General features: G+C 35.6%; 16 protein-coding genes. 8 read left to right on the top strand and 8 right to left on the bottom strand.

The genetic code is table 11. From position 1 onward, the window contains the following. Nucleotides 1-432 precede the first annotated feature (432 nt). Both B2145_RS03065 and gltA read left to right on the top strand, forming a co-directional pair. Nucleotides 433-1,275, top strand: a complete 843-nt coding sequence (locus B2145_RS03065) for a sulfide/dihydroorotate dehydrogenase-like FAD/NAD-binding protein (protein ID WP_291098071.1) — start codon at nt 433-435, stop codon at nt 1,273-1,275. 39 nt (nt 1,276-1,314) lie between these two features. After that, nucleotides 1,315-2,832, top strand: coding sequence for an NADPH-dependent glutamate synthase (gene gltA / locus B2145_RS03060; protein WP_291098069.1), 1,518 nt, complete (start codon nt 1,315-1,317; stop codon nt 2,830-2,832). A gap of 353 nt (nt 2,833-3,185) precedes the next feature. On the opposite strand, the gene B2145_RS03055 is transcribed toward gltA, so the two are convergent. The 5 genes from B2145_RS03055 to B2145_RS03035 all read right to left on the bottom strand — a co-directional run bounded on the left by B2145_RS03055 (nt 3,186) and on the right by B2145_RS03035 (nt 12,834). Then, entirely contained in the window at nt 3,186-5,336 is a 2,151-nt protein-coding gene (locus tag B2145_RS03055) for a beta-glucosidase family protein (RefSeq protein WP_291098066.1), read from the bottom strand. A 411-nt stretch (nt 5,337-5,747) separates the two neighbouring features. Further along, the gene (locus tag B2145_RS03050; RefSeq protein ID WP_291098063.1) at nt 5,748-6,806 is read right to left on the bottom strand and encodes a family 16 glycosylhydrolase; all 1,059 of its coding nucleotides are present in this window, start codon (nt 6,804-6,806) and stop codon (nt 5,748-5,750) included. 262 nt (nt 6,807-7,068) lie between these two features. Then, nucleotides 7,069-7,860: a hypothetical protein gene (locus B2145_RS03045; RefSeq protein ID WP_291098061.1), complete on the bottom strand. Its 792-nt coding sequence runs from the start codon at nt 7,858-7,860 to the stop codon at nt 7,069-7,071. Between the two features lie 30 nt (nt 7,861-7,890). Beyond that, nucleotides 7,891-9,597, bottom strand: coding sequence for a RagB/SusD family nutrient uptake outer membrane protein (locus tag B2145_RS03040; protein ID WP_291098058.1), 1,707 nt, complete (start codon nt 9,595-9,597; stop codon nt 7,891-7,893). Between the two features lie 18 nt (nt 9,598-9,615). Then, complete coding sequence (locus B2145_RS03035) at nt 9,616-12,834, bottom strand: SusC/RagA family TonB-linked outer membrane protein (protein ID WP_291098055.1); 3,219 nt, start codon at nt 12,832-12,834, stop codon at nt 9,616-9,618. A gap of 195 nt (nt 12,835-13,029) precedes the next feature. Here B2145_RS03035 and B2145_RS03030 point away from each other — a divergent pair, with 195 nt between their 5' ends. The 3 genes from B2145_RS03030 to B2145_RS03020 all read left to right on the top strand — a co-directional run bounded on the left by B2145_RS03030 (nt 13,030) and on the right by B2145_RS03020 (nt 15,758). Beyond that, nucleotides 13,030-13,902: an AraC family transcriptional regulator gene (locus B2145_RS03030; protein ID WP_291098052.1), complete on the top strand. Its 873-nt coding sequence runs from the start codon at nt 13,030-13,032 to the stop codon at nt 13,900-13,902. A gap of 238 nt (nt 13,903-14,140) precedes the next feature. Then, nucleotides 14,141-14,530 (top strand): transposase, encoded by a 390-nt coding sequence (locus B2145_RS03025; RefSeq protein ID WP_291098049.1) that lies wholly within the window; start codon nt 14,141-14,143, stop codon nt 14,528-14,530. 289 nt (nt 14,531-14,819) lie between these two features. Next, complete coding sequence (locus B2145_RS03020; RefSeq protein ID WP_291098047.1) at nt 14,820-15,758, top strand: L-threonine 3-dehydrogenase; 939 nt, start codon at nt 14,820-14,822, stop codon at nt 15,756-15,758. A gap of 70 nt (nt 15,759-15,828) precedes the next feature. On the opposite strand, the gene B2145_RS03015 is transcribed toward B2145_RS03020, so the two are convergent. From B2145_RS03015 to B2145_RS03005, 3 genes are all read right to left on the bottom strand, one after another. Next, nucleotides 15,829-17,703 (bottom strand): M1 family metallopeptidase, encoded by a 1,875-nt coding sequence (locus B2145_RS03015; protein WP_291098045.1) that lies wholly within the window; start codon nt 17,701-17,703, stop codon nt 15,829-15,831. 142 nt (nt 17,704-17,845) lie between these two features. Beyond that, the gene (locus tag B2145_RS03010; RefSeq protein WP_291098041.1) at nt 17,846-19,444 is read right to left on the bottom strand and encodes a S8 family peptidase; all 1,599 of its coding nucleotides are present in this window, start codon (nt 19,442-19,444) and stop codon (nt 17,846-17,848) included. Nucleotides 19,445-19,519: 75 nt separating this feature from the next. After that, nucleotides 19,520-20,380 (bottom strand): MBL fold metallo-hydrolase, encoded by an 861-nt coding sequence (locus B2145_RS03005; protein ID WP_291098038.1) that lies wholly within the window; start codon nt 20,378-20,380, stop codon nt 19,520-19,522. Nucleotides 20,381-20,687: 307 nt separating this feature from the next. On the opposite strand from B2145_RS03005, the gene B2145_RS03000 reads away from it, so the two are divergent. The 3 genes from B2145_RS03000 to sufB are packed head-to-tail and all read left to right on the top strand — an operon-like array spanning nt 20,688 to nt 22,921. Continuing rightward, a complete protein-coding gene (locus B2145_RS03000; RefSeq protein WP_291098035.1) occupies nt 20,688-21,017 on the top strand; it encodes a HesB/IscA family protein in 330 nt (109 codons plus the stop codon). Between the two features lie 43 nt (nt 21,018-21,060). After that, the gene (locus tag B2145_RS02995) at nt 21,061-21,429 is read left to right on the top strand and encodes a four helix bundle protein (RefSeq protein ID WP_291098031.1); all 369 of its coding nucleotides are present in this window, start codon (nt 21,061-21,063) and stop codon (nt 21,427-21,429) included. 43 nt (nt 21,430-21,472) lie between these two features. Continuing rightward, nucleotides 21,473-22,921 carry a Fe-S cluster assembly protein SufB gene (gene sufB / locus B2145_RS02990; protein ID WP_291098028.1) on the top strand — a complete coding sequence of 483 codons (1,449 nt, stop codon included), beginning with the start codon at nt 21,473-21,475 and terminating at the stop codon, nt 22,919-22,921. The last annotated feature ends 36 nt before the right edge of the window (nt 22,922-22,957 follow it).

Below are 22,957 nucleotides of genomic sequence, written 5' to 3'. Positions count from 1 at the left end.
CCTATCGTTCTGGTATAATGCCGCTGTATATTTCATTTAGTTCTCCCGATAGCTATCGGTATTATTGGACTAATTTGAAATAACTAGCGATATAATAAAGGTTTGTTTAACTTATTGTGCGGTTTCTATTTATATATCCAATTTATTAAAAAACAAATTTTCGCATTAAAATCCGGTTAAATTGTTCAAAATAAAATTAATGAAAAACAGGAGTATCTTTATTTTTTTTTATGTAAAAAACAAAGAATTGAATTGCGTTATTACCACTAATAAGGGTCTAATTATGAACATTTAACAAAAATGCTCTTCAGCAATTTAAAATCCATAAATACAATAAATCATTTCAGTTTAAATTGATAAATTTGTATGGTAATTAGCTTAAAATCTACTTCATCATTATTACACCATAACTTTAGCTATTTAATATAAAATATGTTCAAAATAATCGAAAAAGAATTTCTTTCAGAAAATGTTGCAAGATTGGTTGTTGAAGCGCCATATATTGCCAAAAGTCGTAAGGCAGGTCATTTTATCATTTTAAGAATTGATGAAAATGGAGAAAGAATTCCACTAACCATTTCTGATGCTGATATCGAAAAAGGCACTATTACCATAATTGTACAAAGAGTTGGGGTATCCTCACATAAACTTTGCGCTATGAATGCCGGTGACAGTATATTAGATGTTGTAGGTCCATTAGGTACGGCAACCCATATTTCTAATGTAGGAACCGTTTTATGCGCTGGTGGAGGTGTTGGCGTTGCACCATTATTTCCAATAGTTCAGGCTATGAAATTAGCAGGCAACAAAGTGATAACGGTTATTGCTGCCCGAAATAAAGATCTGGTAATTCTTGAAGACCAAATGAGAAAATATTCAGATGAACTTATTATCATGACTGATGATGGCTCAGCAGGAACAAAAGGATTGGTAACCCAAGGGATGGAAGAGGTAATTCTTAGAGAAAAAATAAATGAAGCTTTTGTTATTGGCCCTGCAATAATGATGAAATTCGCTGCTTTAACCACTAAAAAATATGGCATTCCAACGCAAGCAAGTTTAAACACCATCATGGTCGACGGAACCGGAATGTGTGGTGCTTGTAGAGTAACCGTAGGCGGAAAAACAGAATTTGTATGTGTAAACGGACCAGAATTTGATGCCCATAAAGTTAATTTTGATGAAATGATCAATAGGTCAAAAGCCTATAAATCACTAGAAACAAAATGTTATAGAGAATATATGGAAGCAACAGAAAATGTTTCAATTCAATAAAAAAAGTACTAATAGTAACTCTATTAAAATATTTGCTAAATGGAATCAGAATTAGACAAAGAATTTTACAAAAACGAACGTAAGGCCGAATGGCGCAATATCTTACGTAAAGAAATAAAAAGTAAGGATCGTACCCTTATTCCTAAAATTCATATGATTGAGGAAGATCCTCTTGTAAGAAATAAAAGTAATGTTGAGGTAAATAAGGGATTAACATTAGAGTTGGCTTTACAAGAATCTCATCGTTGTTTGGATTGCGTATCCCCTACTTGTATTATTGGATGCCCTGTTGGCACCAACATACCAAAATTCATAAAACATCTTGAAGCTGGAGACATTCTTGGAGCAGCAAAAGTGCTGAAAGAAAACAACTCTTTACCAGCTATTTGCGGAAGAGTTTGTCCGCAAGAAATACAATGCGAAGCGCAATGTGTATACGTACAAAAATTAAGTGGAGAAGGTGCTGCTATTGGACATCTTGAACGATTTGTTGCTGATTATGATCGTGAACACGGAGACAATTCTATCCCAACACTAGCTGAACCAAATGGAATTAAGATAGCCGTAATTGGTTCCGGGCCTGCAGGATTAACTGTTGCCGGTGAATTGGCGAAATTTGGATATGATGTAACTGTTTTTGAAGCATTGCACAATCTTGGTGGTGTTTTAAAATATGGGATTCCTGAATTCAGACTGCCAAAGTCAATTGTTGACTTTGAGATTAATACCGTCAAACGGATGGGTGTTAAATTTATCACTAATTTCATTGTAGGTAAAACAGCTACAATTGATGATTTGAAAGAAGAAGGGTTTGTTGCCTTTTTTGTTGCAAGTGGAGCAGGATTACCAAATTTTATGAATATACCCGGAGAAAATTTTAATGGCATTCAAAGTGCTAATGAATTTCTAACCCGTGTAAATTTAATGGGCGGTGCTGATGAGCGATTTGACACCCCGGTTCATGCTGGAAAAAATGTAGTCATTGTTGGTGGTGGAAATACGGCTATAGACTCCGTAAGAACAGCAAAAAGAATGGGTGCTGAAAGAGCTATCATTGTTTACAGACGTTCTCTAGAAGAAATGCCTGCACGTGCCGAAGAGATAAGACATGCCATGGAAGAAGAAATTGAATTTATCACCTTAACCACTCCAATTGAATATTTTGCGGATGAGAATGGCAATCTAAATAAAATGAGGGTTCAAAAAATGGGATTAGGCGAACCTGATGCTTCTGGCAGAAGACGTCCCATTCCTATTGAAGGTTCTGAATACGATATAGATGTTGACAGCGTAATTATTGCTGTTGGTGTTTCTCCTAATCCAATTATTCAGAAAAGTATGCCAGAATTGGAAGTGACTAAATGGAATACCATTAAAGTGGATGACAATATGATGACATCTATTCCTGGACTTTTTGCAGGTGGTGATATTGTAAGAGGTGGAGCAACTGTTATTCTTGCCATGGGAGATGGAAGAAAAGCCGCTAGCGGAATTCATGCTTACGCACAAAAACTAGTTTCAGCAGAATCATTTAAAAAATTAACATTCTGTTTTTAAAAGAAATCATTGTTTTAAAATAAAAAGAAGCCGTCTCAAAATTAAATTTTGAGGCGGCTTCTTTTTAGTAGCCCCCGTCGGGAATCGAACCCAAATCAAAAGGTTAGTAAACTCCTATTCTATCCGTTGAACTAAGGGGCTGAAACCAAAAAGACCATCATTTCTGATGGCCTTTTCGCTTTTGCTCGTTATTACTCAAAGTTGCAACCATTCTTTCCTGTTTTTACGATTAAAAGAGATTTATTTAAACTTGAATAATATGTAAATATTTATTCAAAATACCCTCTTGATAAAAGTCCAAACTAGTTTAAAAACTTATAGGAAAGAATTATTATTCAGTATAATACCTTTAATTATTTGATTGTTATTTTTATTTTTTTTGAAATATTATTTGAGGAATTTCCTATATATATTAAATAATCGCCTTTTTCCAGATTCCAATTTGAAATGGATTCATCATAAAAACTTAAACTTTTTACATCAATAGAAATTTTAGCATCTGTATTTCCTCCTTTTTTAACTTCAACTTTTTGGAAACCTTTCAATTCTTTTTCAGCCCTTTCAACTTTAGAATTAAGTTTTCCAACATACACTTGTACTACTTCTGCTCCGTCAAAATTTCCTGTATTTGAAACATTTCCTGAAATTACAATTGATTCATTTTGTGAATACTCTTTTTTATCAGTTTTGAATGTTGAAAGCTTAAATGTTGTGTACGACAGTCCTTCCCCAAAAGCAAATAAGGGTTTGATTTTTTTAGTGTCAAACCAGCGATAACCAACTAAAATACCTTCTTTATAATATTCATTGATACTATCTCCGGGGTAGCTCAATTCCCCAAAAGAATGTGCTGCATTATCGCTTAATTTTTTAGGAAAAGAAAAGGGTAGTTTTCCCGAAGGATTCACATCTCCACTAATAACATCGGCAATTGCATTTCCTGCAACACTGCCTAAATACCAAGTCTGCATTATGGCCTTTACATTGGAAATCCAAGGCATTTCAACAGCATTTCCACTTACTAATACAACTCCAATATTCGGATTAACTTTTATAAGTTCATTTAATAATTCATCTTGTCCAAACGGTAATTTAAACTCTTTCCTGTCTGCCCCTTCACAATCTTGAAGATGATTTTTATTTAGTCCACCAAAAAAGAGTACAATATCTGCTTTTGAAGCCACTTCAATTGCCTCTTGTTGTAGTTTATTTGCGTCTAATTTTGAAGGAATAACTCTGTCATAGGCCGAAGGGCCAGAGGCATAACCCATTGCGTGAATTATGGTTGCATTTTTATATCGGTTTTTCAATCCATCTAATGGCGATATTTCATTTTTGGCTTTTAATTCGGAGGAACCTCCACCAATTGTCATTGATTTTGTGGCATTTTCGCCAATAACAGCAATAGTTATTTTTTTTGAGGCATCGATAGGGAAAAAAGAGGCGTCATTTTTTAACAACACAATTCCTTCTCCTGCAATTTTTCTTGCAACATCAATATGTTCCTGATTATTCATTCTTCCAAAAGAACGATTCGGATTCATATTTGTACGAAACATTAAGCGTAAAATTCTTCTGACTTTATCATTTAAAATTTTTTCCTCAATTTCACCATTTTTAATTAATTTCAAAAAAGGATTCGCCAAATAATAAAAATCGTAAGCATTTTGTGTAGATGTTACTAAACCATCTGTACCTGTTCCCATTTCTATGTCTAAACCATTAAGAGCCGCTTGTTTTGTATCATGCGCACCTCCCCAATCAGTTATTACAACTCCGTCAAATTTCCAATCTTCTTTCAATATTTTATTCAATAATATTTTATTATGGCAACAATATTGGCCTCTAAACTGGTTATATGCTCCCATAATTGACCAAACTTTTCCTTCTTCAACCGCAGCCTTAAATGCAGGTAAATAAATTTCGTGCAAAGCTCTATCACTTACTTCAACATTTATATGACCTCTCCATGATTCTTGATTGTTGAGTGCATAATGCTTTACGCAGGCGGAAACTCCATTTTGTTGCACCCCTTGAATGTATGGAACCACCATTTTTGAAGCCAAAAACGGATCTTCTCCCATATATTCAAAATTTCGGCCATTTAAAGGCGACCGATACATATTTACCCCTGGACCTAATAGCACATCTTTTTTTCTGTAGCGAGCTTCTTCACCAATACTTATTCCATAATCTTTAGATAAATTAGGGTTAAATGTTGATGCTAAACAAGTTAATGCAGGAAATGCTGTAATAGAATCGTTTGTCCAACCCGCATATCCCCAATCGTCCCATTTAATTTCTCCACGAACCCCGTGAGGGCCATCAGACATCCATAATTCGGGAATACCAAGTCTGGCAACTCCTGGAGTACTAAATTTAGATTGTGCATGACACATTGCAACTTTTTCCTCTATAGTTAATGAGGAAATTATATTGTCTATTTTAGCTTCTACAGATTTTGAACTATTAGTATCTTGAGCTTTAGCATTTATTACTATCATTATATAACAAACAATTGTTAATAATGTATTTTTAAAATTATTCTTAAACATAAATTTCAGTTTTATAGTTTGTTATTCCAATTCGATTTGTAAATCAGTCCAATTGTCAGTTCGAGCGCAGTCGAGAACCATTATTTCATCTCGACTTTAGCCTGTCTTGAGCGAAGTCGAAAGGCTCGATGTGACAAAAAAATAGTAGACTAATATATATTAGCAATTGGTATTATTTAAAAAAGAATAAAAAGCAGTGTTCTGCAACACTGCTTTTTCCCTAATTCTAATTAAAAAGTGAATTACCAATTACCAACCAGGGTTTTTGTGTAATCGTATTATTATTGTTAATCTCTGCATGCAGGTATTGGGTACAGCGTATGTTTTTCTTCAAAGTTGCCATTTTTACGAACAAAACCATTAATTATAAACTCTCACATAATCAACTTCAAAAATTGAAGAAACAAAAGTTGGATCTATTGAACCTCCAAAATCACCTCCAATTGCACAATTAATAATCAAGAAAAAATTCTGATTGAAAGGTATGCTTGCCGAATTTACAAAGGTTTTAAATAACTGATTGTCAACATAAAACTTAATATAATCTGCTCGCCAATCTACTGAATAGAGATGAAATTCTGTTGTTGCATTAGAAATAACCGTTGTCGATCCATCACTACTTCCACCTGAATGGTCAGGATAATGAAGTGTTCCATAGATTTTATTAAGTTGATTTCCAAGATGTTCCATTATGTCAATTTCCCCACAAGCTGGCCAGCCAACAGTGCTAATATTATCTCCCAGCATCCACAACGCAGGCCAAGTTCCTCCACCAGAAGGCATTTTTGCCCTGAATTCTACTTTGCCATATTTGAAAGAAAATTTACCTTTGGTAAGAAGTCTTGCAGAAGTATAATTACTCCCTAAATAGCTTTCTTTTTTTGTAATAATTTTTAATACGCCTCCTTGAACAATTACATTTTCGGCTCTGTTGGTATAATATTGAGGTTCGTTGTTTCCCCAACCTCCAGCGCCTAAATCATAACCCCATTTTGAGCTATTTGGCGCTCCGTCAGCATCGAATTCGTCACCCCAAATTTCTGAAGTAGTAACAAAAACCACAATAGATTTTGTTGAATTAAAATATTTTAAACCATTGAATGCTGTAACTTCTACTTCGTATGTTTTTGTGCCACTTGAGCTATAGGTGTGAGTAAATATTCCCGTTGTTGTTTCTATTGTTTCCCCGTCACCAAACACAACTTTATAAGAAGTGGCATTATTTGGACTGATATTAAATTTAACCAATCCACTTCCATTACCATTTGGCATTTGGGAAGCAGTGCCAACAATTTCTGCATTTATTACTACATTTAATTGCGTAGTATCAGGTGTGTTGTCACTTCCGCTATCACCTGAGCTACAACTCAACAAAGCAACAAATAGCAACGTTGGTAATGCCAAAATTTTTTTAAACATTTTCATTATTTAAATTGAATTATAGTTAGGAAATAATGAATAATAAGGTCTAACCAATAACGCCATTAAAAGACATTTGGTTAGATATTACTTTTCTTGGATTTATTCTAAAGTATTTTTGCTTCAGGAAAATAAAAGCAAATTAGGAATCCATTTATAAATGAATTTTACCATAAATAGTTGTGGTATCAACTAAAAAATTTATATTTCGAAAAAGGGAAGCATTTAATCTTCCCTTTTCGAAAATAAACTAACTCAATAATTATATAGATTTGAAAACAAATGTCCATCCAGTACCATATGTCTCACTATTGCTTAAATAAAGTACCATTTTGGTATCTGTAAGTGTTACAATAGAATATACACCATCTTTATTACCTGCTGCGGAACCTAACATTTTTGATCCGATAATGATCAATTTTTTATTGGCAACATCTAACACAAAACTTCCTTTTTCTGCTGGCGCAGTAAGTGTTTCATAATGATTAAAATTTGCAGCTCCATTTAAATCGAAACTCATTTTCCCTGCCCAATCGCTTGGAGGACAGCACTGACCTCCAGCATTCCACCATGCACCCATCGCGCCATCAGGATTACCCGGTGCAGACATGAACCACCATAGTTTATCGTCATTTTTTACACCATCAAAAACCCAAGTTTTACCGGCTGCTGTGCTATTACTAACTAAATAATACCACATTGGATTCAATGCATGGTCTAGCTTATCGACTTGTACATCAATTGTTTTTGTAAAGAATTGTGAGCCTAAAGTCCCCACGTATTTAAAGGTAGCTTTCCCCGGTATTGGATAAATAATTTTTACTTCATTAGTTAGGGCTTTCCCTAAGCCATAATCCCAATAACCGGTAATTCCAGGTGTAACCATGCTAAGAGTAATCTCATTACCTCCTGGGGTACTTTGGGTAGCCACTAATTTGACTCCCTCAATATTAGTAGAATCTACTAAGTGTTCTTCATTAACAATTGGCTCGCATGCAGTAAAAACTAGCAAAAACGAAGCAATAATGAGATACATTACTTTATTAATTTTCATAATTATAATTTTATTAAAAGTTATTAAATTTTACCAACCTGGATTTTGAGTGTAAACTCCATTTGCCAATCTCATTTCCGTTTCAGGAATTGGAACCAAACCTTTTGTTTCTGTTCTGTATTTTACACTATACGTAGCATCTTTTCCAGAATTTCTCACCGGGAAGGCATCATTAAATGCGGTATTCACATCGCCCCAACGAATCAAGTCAAACCAATGCAAGCCTTCAAATGCAAATTCATGCAAACGCTCTTGTTTTATGGCGTCTAATGTATATCCAACAGCCGGTAAACCCGCTCTAGATCGTACTGCATTCAATCCGGTGGCTGTTTTAGTGATTTCTGAATGCATTAACAAAACATCTGCATAACGCATAAAGATAAAATCCTGTGCATGCATCAATTGCATGTCGGTATTTCCCCATTTATACAGTTGCACGAACATACCTATGTTGCTGCCGGCAGCATTCGGATATTGCAAAGCAGTGTATTTTTTATTGAAATATCCTGTTTCATGATCGCCTTTGTCTACTACATAACCATCTGTTCCTTGTTCCGCTTTACCAACTTGAAGTATGGAACCCACTTTTCTAGGATCAGTATCGTCCCAATTGTTCCATAATTTAGGATTTATAGTACACCATCCCCAACCTTGTCCGAAAGGCACCAAAGAATTATCTCGTAATGCGGAAAATAAACACAGTCTATTCGTATAGATATTACCGTTGCTCCATCCCCAATCCCCAAAAGAGAATCTTTGTACAAACATAGATTCTTTATTGCCTGTTCCGAAAGTTGGTTTAGTACCATCTTGTCCAACCCAAGACAATCCCTCAGTTGTAGCCCAAGGCAAAATGTTTTTTCCAGAAGCTTTGTTTATATAAGAATAAGGCCATAAATTTCTAAAATCGGAAACCAAAGCATGACCGCTATTAGTCATACAATCATTTAAATAAGAGGCAACATCTGTAGCGCTCAATGCTTTACCGCCAACTAATGGCAAATCTGTTGTTGCTTTTTGTTCCATATTGGTCATATATCCGGTATAAAACAAATATACACGTGCCATATAGGCCTCTGCAACCCATTTGTTGGCATGTCCATAACTAGTCGTTGGAATACTTGGAAATGGGGTAGCAGGCATGGTCTCAATGGCCAACTTTAAATCGCTGGCTATTTGTGCAAAAGTTTCGGTATATGTTGATCTTGCAACCGTTTTTGAGCCGTCAATAGTTACTATTAGAGGAACTCCGCCAAAAAACTTGGCTAATCTAAAGTAAAAGAAAGATCTCATAAATAAAGCTTCTCCAATCGCTTGTTTTTTAAATTGGTCTGCTTCTCCTGTACTTTTAAAAAACTTAGAAAAATCTGCGTCTTGGGTTTTTTCGATAATAGCATTGGCTCTTGCAATTCCATTATACGATTGTACCCACATATCGCGATACGTGTCTTCAAGTGGATCTTCGAAATTATCAACCCATTTAGCCGCTTTGTCATCAGGGCCTCCACCGCCTAACACCATGTTGTCCATCAAATTGGCCGCCATTTGTTCTTCACTAAAAATATTACTAGTATAGATGGCGTTGTAAACACCTGACATTGATTCGTTGATGTCAGTAGGTGTTTTATAATAAGTCTCCAAACTTTTTCCATAAAGATTCTCAGAATCTAAATAGTCCGTGCAACTGGTAGCAACAAAAATTGTTGAAATTGCTATTATATATATTAATTTTTTCATTTTATAGGTGTGTTTATATTAAAAATCTGCACTTAATCCAAACATTACTGTTCTAGCTTGAGGATATAGACCAAGATCAATACCTGAAGCCCAACCTGCATCATGTCCAAAACGAACCTCTGGATCCATTCCATTATAATTAGTAAATGTATATAAGTTGTTTACTGCAACATATAATTTCAAGTTAGACATAAACTTAAAATTAGAGAGTAGTTCATTAAAATTATATCCAAGTGTCAAATTATTAATTCTCAAATAATCTGCATTGTGCATATAGATATCAGAAATATATTGGTTATTTCTATTGGATGTAGCAGACAATCTCGGCATTGTATTTGACGTGCCTTCTCCATGCCAACGATTGAATACATCAGAAGTATAGTTTTGTTTAGGACTGTCAGCAAATGATCGATACGATTGCATCACCTGCATTCCAAATTTACCTGCCATAGTGGTGTTTAAATACACTCCTTTATATTCGAAATTTAACTGAATCCCTAATTCAAAATCTGGATTTGGTTTACCTAAATATACCATATCTTTCTCGTCAATTAGACCATCTTTATTTTGATCTACAAAACGTAGATCTCCAGGGCGTTGATCAGCAAAGTAAGGAGTTCCATCAGGCCTTACATAAGCATTAACTTCTTGTTGATTTTGCATAATACCAGCAGTTTGATAGCCATAGAAGTACCCAATAGGTTGTCCCACTTGTACTCTCGAAACTTCTCCAGTTCCTTGAGATAGCACATTGCTTGGTCCGTGAATTATTCCATCTGTATTGGCAATTCTAGTAACTTTATTTTTATTATGAGCTCCACTTAGGGTAACGCCATATTTAAAATCACCTATTTTATCGTTCCAGTTTACAGATAATTCAATACCTGAGTTTTCAATATCGCCTCCATTGATATAAGGAGCACCAGCTCCAGATGTACCCATAATAGGCGCTACAACTAACCAGTCTTTAGTGGTCTTTTTATACCAGTCGAAAGTTATTCCCAGTTTTGAATCAAATAATTTAGTGTCAATACCAAGGTCTAACTGCTCTGAAGTTTCCCATTTAATGTCAGGATTGGTAACTTTTGCAGGATAGGCAGTTGTACCAGAAACGGGTTTCGTGTCACCAAAAAAGTATCCCGGGAATGCATAAGCAATTTGAGCAGAATATTGAAAAGGAGCAATTGATTGATTTCCATTTTGTCCCCAGCTCCCTCTCAATTTGGCAAAATTAAGTACGCTTGAAGTGCTTGCCATAAAATCTTCTTTTGTGATTACCCAACCCGCAGATGCGGAAGGAAAATAACCCCATCTGTTATCTTTTGCAAAATTTGAAGAACCGTCTGCACGCATTGTGGCAGTAAGTAGGTATTTTTCTTTATAATCGTATTGTGCTCTGCCGAAGAATGATTGAACAGCACCGCCTCCAGCAGCCCAATCAGCACCACTAGTGTTAATATCACTTATTGAAGCTGGATTTTTTGTGTTATTTATGTAGGCATATTTTGGATCACCAGGAAACAATAAATTATTTCTAGAACCGCTAACAGTATTATTGATTTGGTTTTGAATTAATTCAGTTCCTATTACGCCAGTAATTTTATGTTCTCCAAATTTAGTGTCATAAGAAAGGGTGTTTGTCCATGTAGTGTTGGCTCCGAAGTATTCGTTTTGAGAAGCCCCATCTACGGCATCATTATAAAGAACGCCTAAATGATAGGTTGGATTCATTGATCTGCTGTGGCCAAACCAAGAATCAACCCCATAAACAGATTTGAATTTTAAATTCAATACAGGCTCAATTTCTAAAAAGGCATTTCCGGTAATACTGTTACCTTTACCATAATTATAGTTGTTTCTGTAATACATTACAGCTAAAGGATTAGTTTGTCCAGTGTTCAAACCATCTAAAGTAGGTGTAAATCCAAATTCACTAATGTTTCTGTCAATAGCCGTTTGCCAATAAGCAGGTTGCAATGGATTTTGTGTTAGCGCATTGTGTAAATCATTATAATAGATATTACCGGTTGCTACAGATCTATTTTCTGTATTTGAATACGTAAAGTTTTCTCCAACAGTAATAATACTGTGTTGATCATTCTTTTTTAACACCATTTGAGTATTTAATCTTACAGTTAGTCTTTTATACCCTGCGTCTGTAATATTTCCGCCAAGAATACCACCTTGATCGAAATAAGATATACCCGCTGAATAAACAATATCTTCACTACCGCCGCTAATGTTTAAAGCATGGCTTACTATGGTTGCGTCTTTTTTGGACATTTCATTGATCCAATTGGTTCCTTTCCAGCCAGCTTGTAACTTGCTCCAAATGTCATCGCCTAATTGTTTTCCTGCTCCAGGATAATTTGTTTCCAGCCAGCTGTTGTCATGAACCATTGCATTCCAATTGGTTGGAGCCAATCCATCATTAACCCTTCCCTCATCCATAACATACATGTATTCTTGGGCATTTAATGGATCCAAGTTTTTGTATATATTTTGAACACCAAAATAGGAATCATAGCTAATTTTTGCAGGATGACCTTTACGCCCTTTTACAGTCGTAACTAAAACAACACCATTTGCTGCCCTGGAACCGTATATTGCTGCAGAAGCTGCATCCTTCAAAACGTCAATAGACTCAATATCGGATGGACTCAAATAATCTATGCTTCCTACTGATACACCATCTACTATGTATAATGGGTTTGAATTACCAATTGTTCCCAATCCCCGAATGGTTACCCTTGTTCCTGCACCAGGTGCTCCATTATTTTTTGTGATGTTTACCCCTGCAGCAATACCTTGAAGCGCTTCCATGGCCGATCCGGTATTCAATGCTTTGAGCTCTTCACCCTTAAAATTAGAGCTAGCTCCAGTAATTAGCCCCTTCTTTTGTGTACCATACCCTATAACTACAACCTCTTGCAGCGATTGCGATTCAGGACTCATTTTAACATTAATGCTTGTTCTACCCTTAATAGTTTCCTGAATAGAAGCATAGCCTATGAAGCTAAATGCTAAAGTGCCGTCTGCTGCGGCTTTTAATTGATAATGACCATCTATATCCGAAGAAGTCGACATAGAAGTGCCCTTGACCATAATGGTTGCCCCAGGAATGGGTAATCCGTTCTCGTCGATGACTTTTCCGCTTACGGTAACATCTTGTGCTTGTGCGTAAACTGAGAATAGAACGGATAAAAAACAAAAAATAAGTAGTTTTGTTAATTTCATTTTTCTAAAATTTTGGTTAATTAATGTTTGTTGTATAATTTCATATATTTCATAAATTATATATATATATATTATACATTTACAAAAATACATAAGATGTTAAATGATTGTTAATAGATTTTTGTCAATTACTGATCTATTTATTACATAGTAAAAAATTTATTCGGCTATTTTTTACTAAAAACAAATTTATTTATGATTAAAAATGCATATAGAGAAATAACCAGGCTAATTCCGGAAGATAGTTTTTTGGTGGAACAAAGGGTCAAAGATGATTTTGATTTCCCTATACATTTTCATCCTGAATATGAACTAAACTTTATATATAGGGGAAAAGGAGTTAGGCGAATTGTTGGAGATCATTCGGATGAAATAGATGATTTGGAACTTGTTTTTGTTGGTCCAAATGTTGTTCATGGTTGGGAACTTCATAAATGCAATTGTAAAGAAATTTATGAAATCACAATACATATTCACAATGATTTATTGGATGAAAAAATGTTGTCAAGAAGACTTTTTAAGCCTATTAAAGATATGTTTAGTAGGTCTAAATATGGTATTCTTTTTTCCCGTGAAACTACTAATCAAATGATGCCGAGAATAATGGTTTTATCTAAAATTTCTGGTATACAATATTACTTGGAGTTTATTTCTATTCTTAATGATCTTGCAAATTCTGAAGGCCAAAAATCACTATCTGTTTCCAGTGATGAGAAAGAAGATTTTCATAATAATGATAAAATAAAAAAAGTATATGATTATATACAAACAAATTTTTCGCAAACAATTACTTTAAATGAGATTTCAAAATTAGTGAATATGAGTCCAGTTTCATTTAATAGGTTTATTAAAAAAAGAACGGGGAAAACTTTTATACACTATTTAAATGACACAAGAATTAGTTTTGCTTCGAGATGGTTATTAGAAACAGATTTAAGTATTGGGGAAATAAGCCATAAATGCGGATTTAATACTATTGCTAATTTTAATAGATTATTTAAACAGGCAAAAAATAGTACTCCCAAGGAATTTAAAAAGGAATTTATTGGGGTGAAAAGAATATTGTAGTTTTATTAAATAGAAAAATTGGCAAATGATGATACAGTTAAATAACCCGTTGGGTGCAATTATTAAAAACGTCAGCGTGAGTGTTTTTTGTGCAGTAAAACGGAACAAAAAATGTATCGAGAACCGTTTTTAATAATAATTTTCTAGTTCTCGATACGATCCCGCCCAAAAGCGGGATCACTCGAACTGACGAAAATTATCATCAAAAACTAATTGCACCCAACGGGTAGTTAAATAATTGTTAGCTAGGAGTCGTTATTTTTTATACAAAAACAAATCAAAATGGACAGACAATCAAAAAGAAAGGGCTGTGATATTATTTGAACCATATCCAGACATTGAAAAAGCCTATAATTTAGCACAAGAATTACGAAATATCTTTGAGAATACTACAGATAAAATTATTGGCCTTTCAAGATTGGCCAGATGGCATGAAAAAGTAAGTCATTCTGGTTTCAAACCCTTCAATACCATCTCAAGATCGATAATGAATCATTATCAAACCATATTAAACTATTTTGATAACAGAAGCGCAAATGCTCCGCCGAATCATTTAATGTCAAAACAAAAGCTTTTAGATCTCAATTTAGAGGCGTCAGAAACGTTGAGTTTTCCCTTTTTAGGCTAACTAATATTTATGCGTGATTTTTCCAAGTTCACAGGTTTTGGACTTGATCCGTATTCCTTTATATTTATGCTTTTTTTCTATGTTTCCACGTGGTTTAATTTTTATGCATTTGACCTGTTGCAATATCAGAATAACAATCTAATATATCGAAGGCGGTTTTTTTATTTTTAAAGAGTGAAAATTAAGAAATTAAGCATAATTATTATGGCATTTTACTAAATTTATTCCATTTTTAGTGAAATTTTGCTATTTACGAAAACGTTATCTTTGTTTTTTTAAAATCATCTAGATGAACCCAAAAATACTGATTATAGGCGCCTGCGGGCAAATTGGAACTGAGTTGACCCATAAACTTCGGCAACTATACGGAACCGAAAATGTCATCGCTTCCGATATTCGAAAATTGAATAACGATATTGTCAATTCCGGCACTTTTGAAGTGGTAAATGCATTGGATTTCAACCAGATTGAGCATCTTGTGGAAATTCACAAAATAACCGATATTTATTTGATGGCGGCACTACTATCGGCAACAGCCGAAAAAAACCCCGCTTTTGCCTGGGATTTGAATATGAATTCGCTGTTTCACGTTTTGAATTTGGCGAAAGCCAAAAAAATAAAAAAAATATTCTGGCCCTCCAGCATTGCTGTTTTTGGCCCGACAACTCCACGAGAAAACACGCCGCAATACACCATTATGGAACCCACGACGGTTTACGGAATCAGTAAACAAGCTGGTGAAAGATGGTGCGAATACTATCATCACATTTTTGGTGTTGATGTGCGAAGCGTGCGTTATCCGGGATTAATAAGCTGGTCAACGCCTCCAGGAGGAGGAACGACTGATTATGCAGTGGACATTTATCACAAAGCGTTGAGTGATGGAAAATACGAATGTTTTTTGTCGTCAGGAACCAAAATGCCGATGATGTATATGGACGATGCCATTGCCGCGACGGTACAAATTATGCAAGCGCCGGCGGAACAAATCAAAATCCGTTCCTCTTATAATCTGGCAGCGATGAGTTTCACGCCAACCCAAATTGCGGCCGAAATCAAGAAACACATTCCTGAATTTACCGTTTCCTACAAACCTGATTTCCGACAAAAAATAGCGGACAGTTGGCCGGCCAGCATTGATGACAGCCGTGCCAGAGAAGACTGGAACTGGCATCACGAGTTTGATTTGGAAAGTATGACCGTGGATATGTTGAAGAATTTGAAATGATTCCCATAAAAAATAAACCAAAAAAAAGTCTAGTTTTAAAGCTAGACTTTTTTTGGTTTGTGCAAAAATGCTATTTCACCTCATAAACATTATTCTCTCTTTTCACGTCAGCCATTAATCCGCTTGGGTCGATGGTGATTTTCTTGACAGCACTTTTTGCTTTTGAAATACTGAATTCAAAAGTTGGATACGCCCATGCCCAATCGCTCAAAACCGTTCTTTTCACTGTCAGATTCGGGTTTCCTTTTTCAAAACTCATCATGCGCAAAGGAATATAAAAACTCTCCATTGTTCCGTCAACATATTCCACGGTCAAATCAATAGGCATAGGCATTCTGCCGATTCTTTCCAATGTAACAATCGTTTTATCGGCGTTGTCTTTTACTTCCTTAATTCCGTAATCGATCGTGTTGGTGGTTTCCGTCCAATCGGTCAAATACCAATCCAAGTTCGCTCCTGAAACACGTTCAGCAGTTCTCTTGATGTCGTTGGGCGTTGGGTGCTTGAACTTGAAATCACGGTAATATCTTTTTATTGTTTCTGCCAGTTTATCCTGCCCAATCACGTAGCCCAATTGCGACAAGAAAATACTCCCTTTTACGTAAGACGAAATACTATACGGTCGGTTTTCGTCATATCGATCTCCGTGTGTGGTTTGGGGCTGCTCTTTTCCTGATTCCACTAATTTATAATAGGATTTATAAGCTGATTCAAAAGGGTTTTCCATTTTTTTATCGGCGAATTCATTCAATGCCAAATCTTCGATATAGGATGTAAATCCTTCATCCATCCAAGGATGCTCTGATTCATTGGAAGCCAAAACATGCTGGAACCAAGAATGTCCCAACTCGTGTGTTGCCGTGCCGAAAATTCCTTCCAAAGTCCCATCGCCCAAAATCAAAGTACACATGGCATATTCCATTCCGCCATCGCCTCCTTGTATGAATGAATATTGTTTGTAAGGATAATTTCCTATTTTATTGTTGTAAAAATCCATTACATTGGCCATTAAAGGTTCTAGTTTTTTCCAATTTTCTATAACTGATGGATTGTTTTTATACAAAAAATGCAAATCAACGTTATTAGGTCCTTTGACTATATCGTGCATATAATTTTTGTCGGCAGCCCATACAAAATCATGAACCATTGGCGCCATAAAATGCCAAGTCAGGGTTTTTGTGTTTTTTGGGTACACAACCGTAATTCCGGTATTTTGATAGCCGTGACCTATTTCATTTGGGTTTTGCAAATAACCGCTTCCGCCCAAAACATAATCCTTGTCTATAGTAATTTTCACATCGAAATCTCCCCAAACTCCGTGAAATTCTCTTGCTATATAAGGGTCGGCATGCCAACCTTCGAAATCAAATTCCGCCATTTTTGGATACCATTGCGACATTGACAATTCGACTCCTTCGACATTGTTTCTTCCGGAACGACGAATTTGAACTGGAACTTGTCCGTCAAAATCTAATGTAAATGTAGTTTTTGAATTGGGTAATATTGGCTTGGCCAAAGTAACTTCCAAAACAGTTCCCACCGTTTTTGCTGTGGCAATAACACCGTCTTGTTTGAAATTTGTAATCTTCAAATATCCAATTTCATTGGGCTTCAAGGTTTTGATTCGGCTTTCTTTTATTTCCTTGCCGTCCACTTTTATTTTGTTGACCATTCTTGCATCCGGATCTTTGATGCTTTGAATTCTGGCATCCATCTCGCTTCCGGGCTGGAAAGCATTGGGATACAAATGATAAAAAACACGTTTTAGGGTATCCGGAGAATTATTGGTGTAAACCAATTCCTGTTTGCCCTTGTACTGGTAGTTTTTCACATCCATGATCACATCCATTTTGTAAGCGGCATGTTGTTGCCAATAGGTGGTGCTTTGGGCAAATAGATTTCCAAAACTTAAGGAAAAGAAAGAAAGTAAAAGTATTTTTTTCATATGTAGACAATATTTGTTTTTTAAAGGAATATGGAATCGCCATTCTTCATTGGTATTTGTGTTTTGGAATCATGGCGATTTCATGTTAGATAAAATAAAAAAGGAAGGATTTTCATCCTTCCGTTATATAATTAAATGTGAATTATTTCTTTTTCGACATTTTTTCGGCCATCAGTAAAGCATTGTAAGCATTTACCATTTTACCTGATTTAGATAAAGAAGCAAAGGGACGCAAGTCATTTGGATTTCCGCCAACCTCAACGTCAGTCGTGATTGCCGTTCCTGAATCCATCAGAATGTGTTTTACCTGTTTAGCGGACAATTTTGGATAATAAGAACGAACCAAAGCCGCAACTCCGGCCACATTTGGCGAAGCCATTGATGTTCCTTGTAAAAACTGATAGGAATTGTTTGGCGTTGAAGCATAAATTTTCACTCCTGGAGCAAAAACATCCACATTTATTTTTCCAATATTGGAGAAATCCGCCACTACCTTAGTTCCGTATTCGTAATTCAAGGCGCCAACGGTGATTACATTATCGGCAAACTCTGTTTTTTTATCATCAGAATCGTTAGGAAAATTATTTTCAACATCAATATCATTGGAGTCATTTCCTGCCGCATGAACAAATAATACATCTTTCTTTTCTGCATATTTGATGGCATCATAAACCCATTGTTTGTGAGGCGAGAAACTTTTCCCAAAACTTCCGTTAATTACTTTTGCACCATTGTCAACCGCATAACGGATTCCAAGAGCAATATCTTTGTCATATTCATCTCCGTCCGGCACGGCACGAATAACCATGATTTCAACATGGTCTGCTATTCCGTCACCACCTATATTGTTGTTTCTAACTTGGGCAACGATTCCTGCAACGTGGGTTCCATGAAGAATTTCTTTTTTGTCTGGCCCCATAACGTTGTTGTTTCCGTATTTGACATCTTTAATATCGTCCGGATTATCACCAAGAACTTTTCTGTAATCTGTTTTTAGATTGTCACCATTAAGGGTTTCTACGTAACCATCTAATTCTTTTTTAATTTCTTTTTTTAATTCTTCAACAGGCAAACCATAAGAAAGCATTTGTTGCATAATGGATTTGCTTTGAAGAATTTCCCGATCATTTGAATCGATGGCGTTTACTTCCTCAGGGGTGTAAACCGGTTTTCCTAAAAATTTGACGAGGACAGTATCGGCATTTATGGTCCCCGCTAAAACTTGTCCTAACTGGTTTTTCCCTTTGGCACTTTCTTCTATTTTTTTATCATTGGCCGCTTTTGCTTCTTGATAAATGGGATCATCAATAAGATTTTTGTTGTTGATGATTCTTTCGTATTCGTAGTGTTCTTTTGTGATATTACCAAGAAAATTCCAACCATGAATATCATCGATGTAACCGTTTTTGTCATCATCGATTCCGTTTCCGGCAATTTCTTTTTTGTTGGTCCAAATCACGGATTTTAAATCCTCATGCTCAATATCAACACCGGAATCTATAATACCAACAATCACATTTACCCCTTTTTTATTTTTTAATAATGTTGAATATGCTTTATCAACACTCATTCCGGGGATACTGTCTTTAACTAAATCCAGATGACTCCATCTTTTTAATTGAATTTCACTGAGTTTCCCTTTTTTAGCGATGGATTTATCAGCAGCAGTTTGAGCATTTGTCGAAAATGATAACGCCAAGGCTGCAACAAGCAATAAATAGGGTAATTTTATTATTTTCATTTTGTAATTGTTTTTAAATTCAGATGATAGGTCAAAAATACTTTAGGAATGTTACAAATACTACTGTAATTAACTTTATTTTAGGATGTCGTCACAACTAAATCGCTCTTTTAATCGGACTCCTTTCTCTGTTTTCTCGACTGTTATGATTTCATTATGGGCATCGTGTTCCAAGAATAAATAATAATTGTTTTCGGCGGCTGCATTCATGAATTTTGTTTTTTCGTCCATTGTCAAAAGCGGTCTTGTGTCATAACCCATCACGTACGGAATTGGGATATGTCCTGCTGTGGCCAACAAATCGGCACAAAAAACAATCGTTTTATCCTGATATTGAATGTGCGGAAGCATCTGTTTTTCGGTATGACCGTCGGCAAAGAAAATCCCGAAACCCAGTTCCGATGTTGGCAGAAAATCACCTTCGGGTCTTTTGATAAAATTCAATTGTCCGCTTTCCTGCATTGGCAAAATGTTTTCTGATAAAAAAGACGCTTTTTCACGGACATTGGGTTTTGTGGCCCATTCCCAATGGCTGTCGTTTGTCCAGAATTTAGCATTTTTAAAAGCCACCTCATAACCTGTTTTGTCCTTGTTCCATTGCACGCTTCCGCCACAATGATCGAAATGCAAATGCGTCAAAAATACATCGGTAATGTCATCTCGATGAAAACCGTGTTTTGCCAATGATTTGTCGATGGAATGGTTTCCCCAAAGTGAATAATATCCAAAAAATTTATCGGATTGTTTATTGCCCATTCCGGTATCAATCAAAATTAATTGGTTTCCGTCTTCTATGAGCAAACAACGTGCGGCGATGTCAATAAGATTATTTTCATCGGCAGGATTGGTTCGATTCCAAATTGTTTTTGGCACCACGCCAAACATTGCGCCGCCATCAAGCTTAAAATTGCCAGTTTCTATAGGATAGAGTTTCATTGATCAGTATTGATTTTTCAAAATAGGAAACAAAGTTAAGGAATCCATTTGCTTATATAGGAAGCCAAATAAACTTTTTCTATCCAATTATAGTTATAAAAATGTTATGTTGTTTGACAAAAAGACTAAATTGTAATATCTTTGCGCTTTATTTAGACAAATTCTACATAAGCTATTAAGTGAGCAAAATGGAAATGGTCTTTTTAAAATCTAAATTATCTGTGGGAAACAAAGTTTGATGATGCCAAAAGCAAATAACAAAATATCATTAATTCCATTTTCCAATAAAAACAATAAAAAAGTACGAATGATAAAAGTTTCTGATACTGCCAAAAAGAAAATCATCGATTTGATGAAAGACGATGGTTTTGATGCCGCAATCGACTATGTGAGAGTTGGTGTGAAAAGCGGCGGATGTTCTGGTTTGTCTTATGATTTGAAGTTTGACAAAACCAAAGGGGAAGATGACAAAATTTTCGTGGATAACGAAATAACCATTGCCGTGGAGAAAAAATCTTTTCTCTATTTAGCCGGAACGATATTGGAATTTTCGGGCGGATTAAACGGAAAAGGTTTCGTTTTCAATAACCCAAATGCGAGTAGAACTTGTGGTTGCGGGGAGAGTTTCTCTTTGTAAATTCAAAAATTAAATGATTGAAAAATTTAAAGATTAAAAAAGTATGACAAAATCGTTTGAAGAATTTGAGGTTCACAAAAAAGGCGTTGTCTTAACAAAATTAATTTTTGAATTATTAAACAATAAATCATTTGAAAAAGAATTTGGTTTTAAAGACCAGTTGAAAAGAGCCGTTATATCAATTACAAACAATATTGCCGAAGGTTCAGAATATAATAATAACAGGCAATTCATAAGGTATCTAAAATATTCGAAAGGAAGTTGTGCAGAAGTTAGAAATATGTTGGTATTGTCAAGAGAACTACAGTTTTGTGATCAAGAGAGTATTCAAATTAGTTATGATGTAAGCATTGAAATATCTCAAAACCTATCGAATTTCATAAAATACCTAAACAATAATACTAAAGATTAGCATTCAATCTTTGAATTTTTTAATCTTTAAATCTTATAATTAAATGAGTAAATACACTGAAGACCATTTACGAGTTGAACTCGAAAGCAAAGAATACGAGTACGGATTTTATACTGATATAGAATCGGATACTTTTCCTGTTGGTTTGAACGAGGATATCGTTCGCGCCATTTCCCACAGGAAAGAAGAACCGCAATGGATGACCGATTGGCGCATCGAGGCTTTTCACGCTTGGGAACAAATGACGGAGCCGGAATGGGCAAATGTGCATTATACCAAACCTGATTTTCAGGCCATTTCCTATTATTCGGCACCAAAGAAAATCGATCCCAATAAAACATTGGACGATGTAGATCCTGAACTTTTAGAAATGTATAAAAAGTTGGGAATCTCCGTAGATGAGCAAAAAATAATGAATAATGTTGCGATGGATATTGTGGTCGATTCGGTTTCGGTGGCGACAACATTCAAAAAAACCCTGAACGAAAAAGGAATTATTTTCTGCTCGATTTCCGAAGCGATTCACGAACATTCTGAATTGGTTCGAAAATATCTCGGAACCATTGTTCCACAAAAAGACAATTTTTACGCCGCATTAAATTCAGCCGTTTTCTCTGACGGAAGTTTCTGTTACATTCCAAAAGGCGTTCGTTGCCCAATGGAGTTATCAACTTATTTCCGCATCAATCAAGCGGGAACCGGACAATTCGAAAGAACGTTGCTAATCGCAGACGAAGGCAGTTACGTAAGTTATTTAGAAGGTTGTACCGCACCAAGTCGTGACGAAAATCAATTGCACGCCGCGGTTGTTGAACTTATTGCAATGGACGATGCCGAAATCAAATATTCGACCGTTCAAAACTGGTATCCTGGAAACAAGGAAGGAAAAGGCGGCGTTTTCAATTTTGTGACTAAAAGAGGTTTGTGTGAAAAAAACGCAAAAATTTCTTGGACTCAAGTCGAAACAGGTTCAGCCGTTACTTGGAAATATCCATCTTGTATCTTGAAAGGCGATAATTCGGTTGGCGAATTTTATTCGATTGCCGTAACCAATAATTTCCAACAAGCCGATACGGGAACCAAGATGATTCACCTTGGCAAAAACACCAAATCAACCATTATTTCCAAAGGAATTTCCGCGGGAAAATCACATAATAGCTACCGCGGATTGGTACAAGTCAGTGCCAGAGCCGACAATGCCCGAAATTTTTCGCAATGCGATTCTCTTTTGATGGGAAATAATTGCAGTGCCAATACTTTTCCTTACATCGAAAGCAAAAATCCAACGGCAAAAATAGAACACGAAGCCACGACGAGTAAAATTGGCGAAGACCAAGTTTTCTATTGCAACCAACGTGGAATTCCAACGGAAAAAGCCATTGCCTTAATCGTGAACGGTTTCAGCAAGGATGTATTGAATAAATTGCCAATGGAATTTGCTGTCGAAGCTCAGAAATTGTTGGAAATTTCGTTAGAAGGTTCTGTCGGATAATTTTTGTAAATTTGAAAGAACTATATTAAATTCAAA

The organism is Flavobacterium sp. UBA5153, assembly GCA_002413745.1.
In the GTDB taxonomy this organism is placed as follows: Bacteria; Bacteroidota; Bacteroidia; order Flavobacteriales; family Flavobacteriaceae; genus Flavobacterium.
Note: the sequence above shows the minus strand (reverse complement) of the source record. Positions and strands in the feature narration are given on the sequence as shown.

What these genes read in the sequence shown, in the direction of transcription:
- B2145_RS03030 (WP_291098052.1), top strand. Translation starts at nt 13,030, where the DNA reads ATGATTAAAAATGCATATAGAGAAATAACCAGGCTAATTCCGGAAGAT.
- B2145_RS03015 (WP_291098045.1), bottom strand. Translation starts at nt 17,703, where the DNA reads ATGAAAAAAATACTTTTACTTTCTTTCTTTTCCTTAAGTTTTGGAAAT.
- B2145_RS03065 (WP_291098071.1), top strand. Translation starts at nt 433, where the DNA reads ATGTTCAAAATAATCGAAAAAGAATTTCTTTCAGAAAATGTTGCAAGA.
- B2145_RS03010 (WP_291098041.1), bottom strand. Translation starts at nt 19,444, where the DNA reads ATGAAAATAATAAAATTACCCTATTTATTGCTTGTTGCAGCCTTGGCG.
- B2145_RS02995 (WP_291098031.1), top strand. Translation starts at nt 21,061, where the DNA reads ATGACAAAATCGTTTGAAGAATTTGAGGTTCACAAAAAAGGCGTTGTC.
- B2145_RS03020 (WP_291098047.1), top strand. Translation starts at nt 14,820, where the DNA reads ATGAACCCAAAAATACTGATTATAGGCGCCTGCGGGCAAATTGGAACT.
- B2145_RS03005 (WP_291098038.1), bottom strand. Translation starts at nt 20,380, where the DNA reads ATGAAACTCTATCCTATAGAAACTGGCAATTTTAAGCTTGATGGCGGC.
- B2145_RS03055 (WP_291098066.1), bottom strand. Translation starts at nt 5,336, where the DNA reads ATGATAGTAATAAATGCTAAAGCTCAAGATACTAATAGTTCAAAATCT.
- B2145_RS03035 (WP_291098055.1), bottom strand. Translation starts at nt 12,834, where the DNA reads ATGAAATTAACAAAACTACTTATTTTTTGTTTTTTATCCGTTCTATTC.
- sufB (WP_291098028.1), top strand. Translation starts at nt 21,473, where the DNA reads ATGAGTAAATACACTGAAGACCATTTACGAGTTGAACTCGAAAGCAAA.
- B2145_RS03040 (WP_291098058.1), bottom strand. Translation starts at nt 9,597, where the DNA reads ATGAAAAAATTAATATATATAATAGCAATTTCAACAATTTTTGTTGCT.
- B2145_RS03000 (WP_291098035.1), top strand. Translation starts at nt 20,688, where the DNA reads ATGATAAAAGTTTCTGATACTGCCAAAAAGAAAATCATCGATTTGATG.
- B2145_RS03045 (WP_291098061.1), bottom strand. Translation starts at nt 7,860, where the DNA reads ATGAAAATTAATAAAGTAATGTATCTCATTATTGCTTCGTTTTTGCTA.
- B2145_RS03050 (WP_291098063.1), bottom strand. Translation starts at nt 6,806, where the DNA reads ATGTTTAAAAAAATTTTGGCATTACCAACGTTGCTATTTGTTGCTTTG.
- gltA (WP_291098069.1), top strand. Translation starts at nt 1,315, where the DNA reads ATGGAATCAGAATTAGACAAAGAATTTTACAAAAACGAACGTAAGGCC.